This window comes from Lujinxingia vulgaris, from assembly GCF_007997015.1.
GTDB classification, from domain to species: domain Bacteria; phylum Myxococcota_A; class Bradymonadia; order Bradymonadales; family Bradymonadaceae; genus Lujinxingia; species Lujinxingia vulgaris.
This window is the reverse complement of record NZ_VOSM01000003.1, coordinates 497381-511779: the sequence shown is the minus strand read 5'-3', so window position 1 is coordinate 511779 and position 14399 is coordinate 497381. Positions and strand designations below refer to the sequence as shown.

Annotated in this window: 10 protein-coding genes; 3 read left to right on the top strand and 7 right to left on the bottom strand. The window is 63.4% G+C overall.

Going from position 1 to position 14399, the window contains the following annotated elements; translation table 11 throughout:
* Positions 1-1596: a DUF58 domain-containing protein gene (locus FRC98_RS09030; RefSeq protein WP_146980967.1), complete on the top strand. Its 1596-nt coding sequence runs from the start codon at positions 1-3 to the stop codon at positions 1594-1596.
* Positions 1597-1624: 28 nt separating this feature from the next.
* Here FRC98_RS09030 and pgsA read toward each other — a convergent pair whose 3' ends face one another.
* Together pgsA and FRC98_RS09020 are read right to left on the bottom strand one after the other, a co-directional pair.
* Positions 1625-2260, bottom strand: coding sequence for a CDP-diacylglycerol--glycerol-3-phosphate 3-phosphatidyltransferase (gene pgsA / locus FRC98_RS09025; protein ID WP_146980966.1), 636 nt, complete (start codon positions 2258-2260; stop codon positions 1625-1627).
* A complete protein-coding gene (locus tag FRC98_RS09020) occupies positions 2257-2958 on the bottom strand; it encodes a lytic transglycosylase domain-containing protein (RefSeq protein ID WP_146980965.1) in 702 nt (233 codons plus the stop codon). Before FRC98_RS09020 ends, pgsA begins: the two co-directional genes overlap by 4 nt.
* Before the next feature lie 272 nt (positions 2959-3230).
* On the opposite strand from FRC98_RS09020, the gene FRC98_RS09015 reads away from it, so the two are divergent.
* Both FRC98_RS09015 and FRC98_RS09010 read left to right on the top strand, forming a co-directional pair.
* On the top strand, positions 3231-5519 hold the full coding sequence (locus tag FRC98_RS09015) for an ArnT family glycosyltransferase (protein WP_146980964.1): 2289 nt from the start codon (positions 3231-3233) through the stop codon (positions 5517-5519).
* 204 nt (positions 5520-5723) lie between these two features.
* Positions 5724-6989 (top strand): citrate synthase, encoded by a 1266-nt coding sequence (locus FRC98_RS09010; RefSeq protein WP_146980963.1) that lies wholly within the window; start codon positions 5724-5726, stop codon positions 6987-6989.
* A gap of 214 nt (positions 6990-7203) precedes the next feature.
* On the opposite strand, the gene FRC98_RS09005 is transcribed toward FRC98_RS09010, so the two are convergent.
* From FRC98_RS09005 to FRC98_RS08985, 5 genes are all read right to left on the bottom strand, one after another.
* The gene (locus FRC98_RS09005; protein ID WP_146980962.1) at positions 7204-8754 is read right to left on the bottom strand and encodes an acyl-CoA carboxylase subunit beta; all 1551 of its coding nucleotides are present in this window, start codon (positions 8752-8754) and stop codon (positions 7204-7206) included.
* A 151-nt stretch (positions 8755-8905) separates the two neighbouring features.
* The gene (glgA, locus tag FRC98_RS09000; protein ID WP_146980961.1) at positions 8906-10441 is read right to left on the bottom strand and encodes a glycogen synthase GlgA; all 1536 of its coding nucleotides are present in this window, start codon (positions 10439-10441) and stop codon (positions 8906-8908) included.
* Positions 10442-10452: 11 nt separating this feature from the next.
* Entirely contained in the window at positions 10453-11454 is a 1002-nt protein-coding gene (locus FRC98_RS08995) for a galactose-1-phosphate uridylyltransferase (RefSeq protein ID WP_146980960.1), read from the bottom strand.
* 141 nt (positions 11455-11595) lie between these two features.
* Positions 11596-13830 carry a hypothetical protein gene (locus FRC98_RS08990; RefSeq protein WP_146980959.1) on the bottom strand — a complete coding sequence of 745 codons (2235 nt, stop codon included), beginning with the start codon at positions 13828-13830 and terminating at the stop codon, positions 11596-11598.
* A gap of 357 nt (positions 13831-14187) precedes the next feature.
* On the bottom strand, positions 14188-14367 hold the full coding sequence (locus FRC98_RS08985; protein WP_146980958.1) for a hypothetical protein: 180 nt from the start codon (positions 14365-14367) through the stop codon (positions 14188-14190).
* Positions 14368-14399 lie beyond the last annotated feature (32 nt).

The window sequence follows — 14399 nt, the reverse complement described above, 5'->3', positions numbered from 1 at the left end:
ATGAGCCCCTATCTGACACCTTCGGGGAAGTGGCTCTTTGCCAGCGGCGCGCTCTTTACGATCTTCGGCGCGCTGGCGCGCGAGCCTGTGCTCGTGCTCCTGGGCCAGATCCCCTGGTGGGTGCTGCTCGGCGCGATGATGCTGATCCTGACGCAGTCCAGAGCCTTGCAGCGCCGCCAGGTGGTGCTCGGGGTGGAGAGCGCCCAGGGGCCGCTGCGCATGCGTTACGGCCAGCGGCACACCCTTGAGATCAGCGTCTCCAACGCCTCCGGCGACCGCCTGGGGGCGCTGGCGCTGGAGCCGGTCACCAGCGGTGGCATACGCGTGGAGACCACCCCGACGCTCGGGGGGCTTGCTCGCGGCCACAAGCTCAGCGTGCCGGTAAAGCTGGACGCACGCCATGTCGGACGCGCCAGCCTCCAGGGCTTCGAGGTTGTGCTGCGCGGCCGACTGGGGCTTGTGGAGACCCGCGATTATCTGCCCTGTGTGCAGGTCGTTGAGATCTTTCCGCAGCTCACGCGCAGCGCGCAGCGCCGCGTGCGTGCGGGCCTGGCCAGCGCGGCTCGGCCGCGGCGTGCGGTCGCTCGCCCGTCGGCCTCGGGCACCGACCTGCGGGAGCTTCGCGACTACCAGCCCGGCGATCCGCTGCGCACCGTCGCCTGGAAGGCGACGGTGCGTCAGCGCCGCCTGATCTCCCGCGAGTTTGACGACGAGCGCACCCATCGGCGCGTGCTGGCCCTGGACATCTCCACCTCGATGCACTCGGGGACGCCCCCGGGCCGCAAGCTCGACGAGGTGATTCATCACGTTGTGGAGCAGGCGCGCGAGTACCTGGATCGCGGCGATGAGGTGGCGCTCCTGACCTTCGATCACGCCATCTACGGGCGAGTGGACTCGGGATCGGGCGCGTCCCACCTGCAGCGGATGTTGCGCCATCTCGTGGGACTTCGCTCCATCGTCGACGCCGAGCGCAGCGCCTGGGATGAGGCGGCTGTGGAGCGTTTTATCGCCGACTATCTTCTGATCCAGGAGCGCCTGGACTTTCGGCGTCAGCAGGGGCTTGAGGCCGCGGTAGATACGCGTCTTCTAAGGCGCTGGCTCCGCGCCCAGCTCCCCTGGGAGTTGGCCCGCTGGGCCAGCGACGCCGAGTCGCACGGCGTGATTGCCAGTCAGGTCAGCGACGCGCGCCGCTTCGCCAGGCTGCGCGGCCTGGAGCTGCCGCCTCCCTCGGAGATGCGCGCCGGCACCAAGGTCAGCGGCCTGCAGGCTGTCTTTGAAGAAGCGCTCAGGATGGGGCGCGGCCCGCTGCAGCTGGTGATCTACAGCGACCTCTGCGGGCTTAACGAGATCGACGCGCTGGAGCGCTACGTGCGGCTGGCGCGCCGGCGCGGGGTCGATGCGCGTGTGGTGGCTCCCTTTACGCCGGCATTTGGCCGCGAAGATATCCCCTTTGAGGCGCACCATGAGCGCATCCGCGAGATATTCTCGATCGCCGAGGCCGATGATCGCGCGCGCATCGCGTCCCGGGTTGAGGCGCTCGGCGTGCCCGTGGCCCTGGTCGGGCCCGATGAGCTGAGAGGGGAGGGCGCGCGCTGAGCCGCAATGGGGCCTGTGACGCGTGAGCTTAGAGCGCGAGTTCTTCGGGGGCGGACGGGGCGGCATCGTCTGCCCGCGCGCCGATGGCCTTCAGAAAGCCCCAGAAGTACTCCCAGGCGCTCCAGAGGCTGAAGAAGACCGAGATCGCCAGCAGCCAGAAGCCGATGGCGTGGAAGTTCAGCATCACCGCGCCCATCCCGTAGTTCACCTCGTAGGTGAAGTGCAGGATCAGAAAGACCAGCCCCAGCATCTGAAAGGCCGTCTTAAACTTCCCGCCCTCGCCAGCCGCAATGATCAGCCCCTCGCCGGCAGCCAGGCTGCGTAGAGAAGAGATGGAGATCTCGCGCGCCACGATCACGATCACGATCCAGGCCGGCAACCTCCCCAGCGGGATCAGCATCACCAGCGCCGTCATCACCAGAAGCTTGTCGGCCAGCGGGTCGAGAAACTTCCCGGTCATGCTCACCAGGTTGAGCTTGCGCGCCAGGTACCCGTCGACCCAGTCGGTGAACGAGGCGACCCCGAAGAGCACCACCGCGATCACGCAGCTGAGCGGGTCGCCGTAGTAGATGAACATCGCCACGATCGGGATGAGCGCGATGCGCATCAGCGTCAACACGTTGGGGATGTTGACGATGTCTTGCCGGATGGTTGAGGCGCTCACGGCGTCTCCGCTTGGGCTGAGTAGAGCTGATACCAGTAATAGACCGACGCGACATATTCGCGGGTCTGCGGGTAGGGGATGCCGTCGTAACGACGCACGGCCACATCGCCCGCGTTGTAGGCGGCGAGGATCAGGTTGATATCCCCATCGTAGCGCTCGATCAAGATGCGCAAAAACTTTGCGCCCCCAAACACGTTCTGTCGGGCGTCGAAGGCGTTGGTCACCCCGAGTGATTCGGCGGTGCGGGGCATCAGTTGCATCAGCCCCATGGCGCCGGCGTGGCTGACCACGTGGGGCTGAAAGGCACTCTCCACCCGGATGACCGCCTTGATAAATCCGAAGGGCAGGTCGTAGGCCAGGGCGGCTTCTTCAATGAGATCGTCGAAGTAGGCCTCGCGCGCGCTGAAGGAGTCCGGCAGCCCGCGACGGGCCGCCTCCCGGGCGCCGGAGAGCCGCGGGTCGGCCTCGGGTGCCTGGCGAGGAGAGGTGTTTGATGACGACGCGGACGAGGCGCGCTGGGCCCGCGCCGACGGTCCCTCGCTGAGAACTTCGAGCAGCTTATACTCCGGGTGACGCTCGCTCGTGATCAGCACCTCGCCAGACGGGGTCTCGTAGGAGTAGAGCTGCGCCGAGGCCGAAGATGCCCCGAACACCAGCATCGCGGCGGCGCTGATGGCGAATAGATGTCGACCGACCATTCCTTCTCTCCAACGTCAAAAACAGATGCTTTCGTGCGAGCGGCAGCGCCGATGCCTGCCTCCGCAGAATGCATTAGAGGGCACCATCTCTTCCCGGGCAAGAAAAGGTCCATGATTGTCGCGATTGTTGAGCGCAGCTGGAAGACGCAGACATCACACCGGCAGGCAGGCGTGATTGACACCGCCTCGGGCGCTTCCCTACACTCCGCAGGCTTCTCGCCCGGCGAAAATTAGGGCGCATTTTGCAACGCATTTTAGCGACGGACACACCGATGACTGAGCGCTCTTCTGACGCCACCCCCGCCCGACAGTGGTGGCGAGAGCTCGACGGCTTTGTACAACGCCCGACCGACTTCTTTAAAACCCACGGCTGGGTCTTTCTTCTGGCCCTGGCCGTGGTGTTGCCCTTCGTCGGCAGCTTCGGGCTCTGGGACCCCTGGGAGACGCATTACGGGGAGGTCGGCCGCCAGATCACCGAGCGCAACGACTGGATCAGCACCTGGTGGGGAAGCCACTGGGTCGACTCCAAGGGCGGCACCGAGGGCTCGTATTTCTACTCCAAGCCCATCCTCCTGATGTGGATGATGGCCATTGGCATGGAGCTTTTTGGCGTCAACGCCTTCGCGGTGCGCCTGGGCGTGGCGCTGACCGGCGCGCTGGGCATCATCTCGGTCTACGCCTTTGGCGCCACGGTCTTTAAGCGCCGCGTCGGCGCGCTGATGGCGCTGGTGCTGGCAAGCTCCCCCTTCTGGTTTATGCTCGGGCGTCAGGCCCAGACGGACATGCCTTTTGTGGGCATGATGACCGTGGGCATGTGCTTCTTTATGATGGGCGCCTTCGGTAAAGATCGCGACCTTCCGGCCAGCAAGTTCACCTACGCCTTAGGCCTGGGCTGGATCGGCGCGCTGACCATCCCGCAGATATCGCTCGTGCTCATCGGGCTCTCGCGCTGGCGAGGATCGCAAAACGCGCTGATGGACGCGCTGGGCGACTCGGTCAACCTGGTGGTGATCGTCTTTGGCGTGATCTTCATTCTCAGCGCGCTGCTCATCGTCGCCGGGCTGGTCTGGAACCACCCCCGACGAAAGAAGATCGCGCTGGCCGGGGTGCTGCTGACCTGGGCGCCGCTCTTTGCGACCCTGCTCGGCGTGCTGATCACCGCCGAGGACCGCCCCCGCGCGCTGCTCGGCTGGTTTGTGTGGGGGCCGACGCAGGCTGCCCTCTACGCCTCGTGTGTGCTCGGTGTGCTCTACCTGACGCTGGAGCGACCCACGGTGCGACGTGGCCGCATCTACATGCTCACCTTTTATGCCTTTATCGGGCTTGCCACGCTGGCCAAGGGGTTGTTGGGCTTCATGCTGCCCGGCGCGGTGCTCTTCCTCTATATCCTGACCACCCGGGAGTGGTCGTTGATGAAGCGCGTGGAGTTCTGGCGCGGCGTGCTGGTGTTCATCGCGGTGGCCTTCCCCTGGTATGCGGCGATGTTGATTCGCCATCACCCGGGCTTCTGGAACCGCTTCTTTGTGCACGACCACTTCAAGCGCCTCACAAGCGGCGTGCACCAGCTGACCACGGGGTCTTTTGAGCACTTCTTGCGCTGGCTGGGCTACGGACTCTTTCCCTGGGTAGGCTTTGTGCCGGCGGCCATCGCGCGCTTCTTCGGCGGCCATAAAGTGCGCCTCAACAGCGATGAGGGGCGCGCCAGCCTGATGCTGCTGATGTGGGCGCTTGTGGCCTTTACGCTCTTTACGCTCTCGAGCACGAAGTTCCACCATTATATCTTCCCGGTGGTGCCGGCGCTGGCGATGCTCGTGGCCCTGGCGATCGACGACCTGCTCGACGGCGACCTTCCCCTGGGGGGCGCGCTCTTCGGGGTGGGGGCGGTGATCGCGGCGGTGATCGCGGTGGAGTTTGTGCTCGACCCGCAGCAGATCAAAAACCTCTTCTCCTACCGCTACGATCGCGAGTGGAATCACGCGGAGTGGGATCCCTACTTCCAGACCTGGCTCAAACCCATTGTGACCGTGTGTGTGGTCGGCGCGCTGGGGTTGGGTCTTGCCCGCACCGAACGCGTGCGCAAAGTGGCGCTGGGCGTAACGGCGCTCGGGGCGCTTTCGATGGCCTTCTTCTGTCTGAACATCTACATGCCGACCATCAGCTCGACGATGAGCCAGAAGCAGCTCTGGGACCGCTACTACGAGCTCTGCACCGAGGTGGAGCCGCCGCCCGGCGCCGATACCCGCAAGACTTACTGCGAAGAGCCGGTCGTTGCGTTTCGTCTCAACTGGCGTGGTGAGGTCTACCACACCCATAACCTGGTCATCCCCATCCGCAGCGATGAGGACTGGGAGAAGTATAAGAAAGAGCAGACCGAAGGACCGATCTACGCCATCATGCAGAACGTGCGTTACCGCGGGGAGTTTCAGCGCAAACTTCCCGCCCGCTGGAAGGGCAAGGCCTGCCTTGTGCACGACGAGAACCTGAAGTTCGTGCTGGCCAAGATCCCGTGTGCGCCTGACGACCCGGCGCGCGTCGATAAGGAGAGTGACGCGGAGCGTTAAAAGGCCCGCGTTTTTAAAAGTGACGCGCAGCGTTAATCGCAGCGATGTCAATGTTCTCAACAGCTTAGGGCGCCTTCCCAATCGGGGGCATTGCTGTTACGCTCTGCGCGCCCTGGCGCACCCAAATTTGGTCCCTACTGTTGGGCCCGCGCAAGCAAGCATATCTGTTGGTTTTAGTGACACAGTCTTCGACGGAGATAGTCAATGAGCACAGCGAAGTTGACCCTGAACGGCAACGAATACGAACTTCCCACCTTCGTGGGCAGTGAAGGTGAGGTCGCGATCGAGATCGCCAAGCTGCGGGGCACCACCGGGGCGGTGACCCTGGACAGCGGCTACGGCAACACGGGTTCTTGCAAGAGCGAGATCACGTTCATCGATGGCGAGAAGGGCATCCTTCGCTACCGCGGCTACTCCATTGAGGAGCTGGCCGAGAAGGTCTCCTTTGAAGAGGTCGCCTACCTGGTGATCTGGGGCGAGCTGCCCAACGCCGACCAGCTCAAGAGCTTTACGGCGCGTCTTGAGGAGTACGCCATCGTTGATGAGGGCGTCAAAACCATCCTCTCGGGCTTCCCGCGCACCGCGCACCCGATGGCGATGCTCGGCGCCGTGATGGCGGCGTTTGGCTCCTTTGTGGAGACCACCGGTGACTCCGAGGAAGACATCCTGCGCATCATCGCCGGGATGAACTCGCTGGCGGCCTACATCTACCGCTACCGCCGCGGCCTTCCCTACGTCTATCCGGCCAGGGGCCTGAGCTACTCCGGTCAGTTCCTTCACCAGATGTGGGGCGAGCCCACCGGTGAGCCGAAGATCAACTCGGCGGTTGAGCAGGCGCTCAACAAGCTTCTGATCCTGCACGCCGACCACGAGCAGAACTGCAGCGCCTCGACCGTGCGTATGGTCGGCAGCGCCCACGCCTCGCTCTACGCCTCCATCTCCGCCGGTGTCGGCGCGCTCTCCGGCCCGCTGCACGGCGGCGCGAACCAGGCTGTTCTGGAGATGCTCGAAGAGATCCAGAACGACGGCGGCGACTTTGAGAAGTACGTCGGTCTGGCCAAGGACAAAGAGTCGGGCTTCCGTCTGATGGGCTTCGGCCACCGCGTCTACAAGAACTTCGACCCGCGCGCCAAGATCCTCAAGGCGGCCTGTGACGACGTTCTCGACTCGCTGGGCGTTGACGATCCCCTCCTCGACATCGCCAAGAAGCTCGAGAAGGTCGCGCTCGAAGACGAGTTCTTCGTCAAGCGTAAGCTCTACCCCAATGTCGACTTCTACAGCGGCATCATCTACCGCGCGCTGAACATCCCCACCGAGATGTTCACCGTGATGTTCGCCCTGGGTCGCGTTCCGGGCTGGATCGCGCAGTGGCACGAGATGCGTAACGACCCGACCGGTCGCATCCACCGCCCGCGTCAGATCTACACCGGCGCCACCGAGCGCGCCGTCACCCCGATCTCCGAGCGCTGAGTCGCCGGTGATTGAGGTTTAGAAACACAAGAAGCGGGCCCCGACTCATCGGGGCCCGTTTTTTTCGGCCATGGATCGGGCGTCGTACCGCCGCCTGGGAGCATTGCCAGGGTGGGGAAGTAACGGAACGGTCGATGTCGATAGCGCCACAGAGCAACAAAAAAGCCGCGAACCTTTGCAGGGTCGCGGCTTTCTCTTGAGCTAAGTTGAAAATTTAGAGCGGGATGTTGCCGTGCTTGCGGGGCAGGTTTTCCGCGCGCTTGTTCTCGAGCATCTCCAGGGCCTGGATGAGGCGAGGACGAGTGTCGCGGGGGAAGATGATCTCGTCGATGTACCCGAGCTCGGCGGCCTTGAAGGGGTTGGCAAAGGTCTCGCGGTATTCGGCCACGAGCTCGTCTTTGCGGGCGACAGGATCGTCGGCCTCGGCCAGCTCCTTGCGGAAAATAATGTTCACAGCGCCGTCCGGACCCATCACGGCAATCTCACCGGTGGGGTAGGCGAAGTTGATGTCGGCGCCGATATGCTTGGAGCTCATCACGTCGTAGGCGCCGCCGTAGGCTTTGCGGGTGATCAGCGTGACCTTGGGCACGGTGGCTTCGGCGTAGGCGAAGAGGAGCTTCGCGCCGTGCTTGATGATGCCGCCGTACTCCTGGTCGACGCCCGGAAGGAAGCCGGGGACGTCGACGAGCGTGACGATGGGGATATTAAAGGCGTCGCAGAAGCGCACAAAACGTGCGCCCTTGAGGCTGGCGTTGATGTCGAGGCAGCCGGCCAGGTGGGCGGGCTGGTTGGCGACGATGCCGACCGAGCGGCCACCCAGACGCGCAAAGCCCACGACCATATTGCGGGCAAAGGCTTCCTGAACCTCGAAGAAGTAGCCATCGTCGACGACATGTCCGATGAGCTCTTTGATGTCGTAGGGCTTGGAGGGGTTCTCGGGCACGAGCGTATCAAGCGCGGCGTCGCGGCGGTCAAAGGCGTCGTCGGTGGGCACGAAGGGGGCGTCTTCGGCGTTGTTGGAGGGCACAAAGGAGAGGAGTTCGCGGATCTTGGCGATGCACTCCTCTTCGGTCTGCGTCTCGAAGTGCGAGACACCGCTGGTCTCACTGTGTACGTGCGCGCCGCCGAGCTCCTGCTTGGTGACCTCCTGGCTGGTGACCGTTTTTACGACCTCCGGCCCGGTGATGAACATGTAGGAGGTGTCCTGCACCATGAAGATAAAGTCGGTGATGGCCGGGCTGTAGACCGCGCCGCCGGCGCAGGGGCCCATGATCGCCGAAATCTGCGGGACGACGCCGCTGGCACGCACGTTGCGGTAGAAGATGTCCGCGTAGCCCGCCAGGCTTGCGACGCCTTCCTGGATGCGCGCACCCCCGGAGTCGTTGAGCCCGATGACCGGCGCGCCGCATTTGGTGGCCAGGTCCATGACCTTGCAGATCTTCTCGGCGTAGGCGCCGCTTAAGCTTCCGCCGAAGACGGTAAAGTCCTGGGCGAAGACGTAGACCAGGCGGCCGTCGACTTTGCCGTAGCCCGTGACCACACCGTCGCCGGGGATCTTCTGGTCGGCCATGCCGAAGTCGTTGCAGCGGTTGGTGACAAACTTGTCGAGCTCCACGAAAGTGCCCGCGTCGAGCAGCAGGTCGATGCGCTCGCGCGCTGTGAGCTTGCCGGCCTCGTGCTGTCGGTCGATGCGGGCCTGGCCGCCGCCGAGCTCGGCGGCGTCGTTAAGCTCCTGGAGACGTTCGGCGTTGGACTTGGTGGTCATGGGCACAACCTCTGATCAGAGAGACGTGGACAGATACCGTGAGTGGATTCGAAGATGTCTGATGAATTCGATGCGGGGGGAGAGCTCCGCTCATCAGCTTCCTTTGCCATAAAAGGCCCGGCAGCGCTGGTGAGCGGAGTCTTCTGGGGAGTTATTCGGCGGTGATCGTGGTGAGGAAGAGCTCCTCGTAACGAATCGCCGATTCGCGCCAGGAGAAGTCCCGGGCCATGTCGCGCACCATCAGGGGGCGCCACTTTCGGTAGTTGCGGTAGGCGGAGCCGGCACGCTCGATGGCTCCGGCCAGGGCGTCGGCGTTATGCTCGGTGAAGACAAAGCCGGTGCCGTTTTCGGGATCGTCGCGAAGATCGGTCACCGTGTCGGCCAGGCCGCCGGTGGCGTGCACCACCGGGACGGTGCCGTAGCGCATCGCGTAGATCTGGGTGAGGCCGCAGGGCTCAAAGCGGCTGGGCACGAGCAGCATGTCGGCGCTGGCCTGGATGCGGTGGGCCATCGCTTCATCGTGACCGCCGATGATGCGAGCACGACGCGGGAACTCCTCTTCGAGCTGCTTGAGCTCTTTGAGCACCTTGTCGGGGCCGTCGCCGAGAATCACCAGCTGGAATCCGTCTCGCTCGTCCTTGAGATCGGAGAGCAGCGAGCGAATCGCCGGGACGACGAGATCGATGCCTTTTTGTTCGGTGAGGCGGCTGACCATGCCCACCAGCGGCAGCGTGGGGCGAACCGGTAGGCCCAGGCTGTGTTGGAGGTGAGCTTTGTTCTGACGTTTTCCGTTGAGCGTCTCGACGGTGTAGCGCACCTCGATGAAACGGTCGATATCGGGCGACCACACCCCGTAGTCGGCGCCGTTGAGCACCCCCTGGATGCTTTCTTTGCGCGACTTCAGGATCTCGTGGAGGCCAAAGCCGGCCTCCTCGGTCTGAATCTCCCGGGCGTAGGTGGGGCTGACGGTGGTGATCAGATCGGCGTAGCGCAGCGCGCCGGCCAGGTAGTTCAGCGAGCCGCTCTCGTCCTGAAGCTCGCCATCGGCGTTGTACTTGCGGGGAAGGCCGGTGGCCTTGAACTGCTTCGCATCGAACTTGCCCTGGAAAGCCAGGTTGTGAATCGTCATTACGTAGCGCGTCTGCGCGAGCTCTTCGGCGTAGTAATGCTTGCCGTAGATGGGCACCAGGCCCGTGTGCCAGTCGTTGCAATGGATGATGTCGATGGCCATTGGCGAGCTGATGGCGAGCTCGACGACCGCGCGGCTGAAGAAGGCAAAGCGCTCGGCGTTATCGTCGAAGCTCTGGTCGTCGTAGCCGTAGAGGCCGTCGCGATCGAAGTACTCGGGGGCGTCGATGAAGAAGACGCGCACGCCGCTGTCGAGGCGAGATTCCCAGACGGTGACTTCGAGCTTGGACTGGTTTTTGCTCTTGCGGGGAACTTCCAGCGGGTTGAGGCGACGGCTCAGGCGCATCGCCTCCGGATCGAGGTGCTTGTAGAGCGGGGTAACGATGGAGACGTTATGGCCGCGGCGCGCCAGCGCCTGAGGCAGGCTGGCGGCGACATCGGCCAGGCCCCCGGTCTTGGAGAAGGGGGCGACTTCGCTGGAGGCGAAGAGCACGTTGAGCCGGCGGCGGCCCATCTGGGAGTTGGTGTCTTTGGTTCGGATGTAGCGGCTCAAATCCATCGTATTTTCCGTCAGCTGTTCAGTTCGCGCAGGTGGCGCGCGGCCACCTCCGAGGCGGTGGCGTTGATGTAGGCGCCCGAGCCCCACTCAAACCCTCCGTGGGTGCTCAATCGGGGGAGCATTTCCAGGTGCCAGTGATAGTACGCTTTGTCGGCGAACGCAAAGGGGGCGCTGTGCAGGACGAGGTTATGGTCGACGCGGCCGATGGCCAACTCCCAGAGCTCGAGGATGCGCAGGGTGTGCTCGGCCAGGGCCTGAATCTGGTCGCGGGAGGCGCGGGTGAAGTCGGCGCCATGTGTTTTTGGTGCGATCCAGACCTCAAAGGGGGCGCGGGAGGCAAAAGGTGTCCAGGCCACGGTGTGTTCATCGTCGAGGATGAGGCGTTCGCCGCTGAGGCGTTCGTGGTGGAGCGCGTCGCAGAGGGGGCAGCGGTGATGAAGCTCAAAGTAGCGCTGGCCGCGCTCCAGGAGTTGAAGTTGACGGGGGCTGACCTGGGGGAGCGCGATGATCTGGCTGTGCGCATGCGCCAGGGTCGCCCCGGAGCGAGGGCCGACGTTTTTGAAAGGGATGATGTCTTTGACGCGCTGGTCGTTGCGCAGGTCGCTCACACGCTCCTGCCAGGTCTCGAAGATGTTGGCGATGTGCGCCGCGTCGAGCTCGGTCCAATGCTCGATATGTTCGGGGGCCTCGATGACGACCTCGTGGGCGCCCACACCGCCGAAGGCGTCGTAGGGGCCGTGAGGCATGGCGAGGTCGTCACCGTCCGGGGTGAGCGCCGGGTAGAGGTTGGGGACGACGGTGATGGCGTGTTCGTGGTTGGGGTAGCTCGCGCTCCTGCGGGTGCGAATGGGCTCGGGGATGCGCGAGGGCTCCGAGGGGCAGAAGGGGCAGCTTCCGGCAGTTTGTGCGGCGGCGGGTGAGACGAGCTTATGGTCGCGGGGGCGTCGGGCGCGCTCGGGCGCCAGGATGACGCGGTCGCCGGAGACGATGTTGGTGCGAATGGATGAGGGCATCGGGCGGGCTCGGGGCTCGGGTGGGCCTGTGGCCAGACGCTATCGAAGTGGGGCGATGGGAGCAATCGGGGAGGGCGATCAAAAAAGCCGCTGCCCCGAAATGGGGCGGCGGCTTTTATTGATGCTCAACGAGCGTGGGGCTTAGTTGCCCACCGAGCCCGCGTCTTCCTCGCTGAAAAGCTCCAGGAAACTTTCGGTGATGCGGTGGTCGCTGGAGTTATGCACGTTGAGGATGAGGTTCTCCCACTGCTCTTTGTCGCTGCGGCCCACGTCGATGTGGAAGCTTCCGTTGGGAACGCAGAGCTTGCCGTGGTCCTCCGGATTGGTGGGGTTATTGGCGGCATTGCCCGGGTTGAAGCCCTGGCGGTGCACACGAATAAGGTCACCGGCTTCAAAGGGGTCGGCGTAATCGACGACGATCTCATCGTCGAAGAGGATAACTTTATCTTCCCAGAGCACCGGGTCGCAGGTCAGGAATTGAATGCCGTGGATCTTCGCCAGAGCCTCGGCGCTCTCAACCCCGTCGACTGTTACACGCGTCGGAGCGATGTAATAGGGCGCGCTGCTCACAGGCACACGTTGCACAAAGAGGGCATCGACCGGGACGCTCCCCGGGGTGTTCTGACCGGTGGGGTAGTCGGGATCATCGACGCGAAGCCGCACGCGGTTGATGCGCGCGGGCATCGGCTCAGGGCAGATGAAGTCGAGGCTGTCGCTGAAGTCACGGTAGAAGCAGAGGTTGCGCAAGAATGAGCCCTCGGGCTCTTCGCAGGTATCGAAGAGGGTCCAGTCGACGGAGGCGTTCAGGCCAATCAGGTCGCCGAGCCAGCCGGCATCCGCTTCAAGTCCGACTTTGACCGCGGCGCCGATCGAGAGCTCCAGAGTGCATTCGGATTCGCCCGTTGTGAAGTTGCGCTCAAAGCCGGCTTCGAGCTTGGCGTACACGCTCGGCAGGGTCGCGTTGACACCGGCAAAGTTGAGAATCAACCCGGAGAATTTGATGTCCGAGGAGAGCTTGAGCGAGGCGTTGACCTGTCCGAGCAGATCGGGGTCGTCGATGACGTAGGGCTCCGAGAGTGGCTCCTGTTCGATTTCTCGGAAGTCGTTGCCGACGTATTCGATCCCGAACATCGTATCCATCTGGAAGCCCGGGGCGTTCTTACCTTCCCAGGAGGCGCTAAGGCCGCCATCGGTGGTCGCCGTAAACTTGATCAGAAAGTCGACGTTGGCGGTTACCGGGATCGGGCCCAGGGCGAAGGGGACCTTGACCAGGTTGACCTCAAAGAGCGTCTTCTCGAATTCGAACTCGTAATAGAGCTCGAGCAGAAGGTCGGAGAGCGCGGTGATGAAGCTGGCGTTGACCAGGAAGCGGAACTCTTTGAGCCGTCCGTTACACCCGCGCTTATACTCATCCTCCATGCTCGCCGGGATGCCGCAGACGCTGTAGTTGGGGTAGTTGTTGGCAAAACACTCGCACTTGTTCTCATTGATGTCGCTGTCTTCCCCGAACCAGGACGTGTCGATGTCGAGGGCGGCGTCCACATCGTAGATGTCGATGGTCAGCGTGGGCGTGGCTTTCATGCGCCCGCCGATGGTGTTGGAGGGGCATTCTTCGCCAACGCCAAGTCCGATACCCGGCTCAACCGAACCGACGGTGCCCTCAATGGCGTCTGCCGAAAGGTCCACCTCGACCGAGACACCGGAGTGGTTGTCGCAGATGCGGGCTTCAACGGTGGGGAAGCTCACCGTGGTCTGAATCGGCTCGAACTGCTCTTCGTCGACGCGCTGGCGGCGTTGGCCGATGGCCCCGCCTTCGGGCTGCAGCCCCTGAGCGCGGCTGGCGGTATCGGAGGTGTCGTCCGCGCCGTCGTCATCAACGTTGATTTTAGCGTTGATGATCAGATCGGTGAGGGGAGCGTCGGTCACGAAAAACGTGATCGTGTCCGGAGTGTTATCGATCGCCTCGACCCGATAGATGAAGGGTTCGGGATCGACGCTGTCGAAGTTGTAGATGATGTCGGCGATGGCGACATCGAGCAACAAGTCGTTGCCTTCCAGGGGAAAGGCGATGGAGCCATCGGCGAGTGTTGCCTGAGCCAGGAGCTCGTTGGAGATCTCGTGGGACCAGGGGACCATGACGACGCCGTCGTCGTCGGGCTCCAGGTTGCCGGTGTCTCCCGGTGTCCCGGCGTCGGGAGAGTCTCCGTTACCGGGCTCATCATCATCGGGTGATGACTGACCAGGCGCGGTCTGTCCGTCGATGGTTCCGCGGCTGAGCTCGACTTCCCCACAGGCGGCCGTCAGGGAGGCTGCGGCGATAAGCGCCAGCCAGAAGGCATGGCGAGCGCTGCCGGGAGATGAAGGGCGGAAAAGCATGGAGAACCTCCAGGGCGTTACAGGCAACAGGTTCATTGAAATCAGTCAGGATCAGCGAGGAGACGTGTGTCTTCGCTGCGTTAGGGCATATAAAAGCAAAGTCCGCGCCAGACCGGTGAAACACCCGTTGAGAAGGGCTGACTAACCGGTCGGTGTGTCAACATGTCTCAATCTGGCGGAGATAGTGCGGTCGCGATGCTCCAGTTGGGTGCAGCATAATGTGAAGGGGTTTGAAAATCCAGCGGCCGGCCCCGAATTCAGGGGGAGGAGCGGGAGGTGGGTGTTCCCGCCTTTCAACGAGAACGCCCGGTGAGCTCAAGCTCACCGGGCGTCAAAAGACCGCTTGAAGGCGGAGGTTCAGCTGTCCATCTGGTTCTGCAGGTCAGAGAAGACTTTGACAGCGTTCTCCAGACTCGCGATCTCGCGCTGGGTGCGCTCGATATCTTCTTCGACTTTGGCCTGGGACTCTTCCAGATCACGCAGTTTCTTTTCGGCGCTGGCCAGGGCGGCTTCGAGGATCTCGTTGGACTGAGACATGGTCGTAATTCCTTAACGTTGAGGGCGTGTGG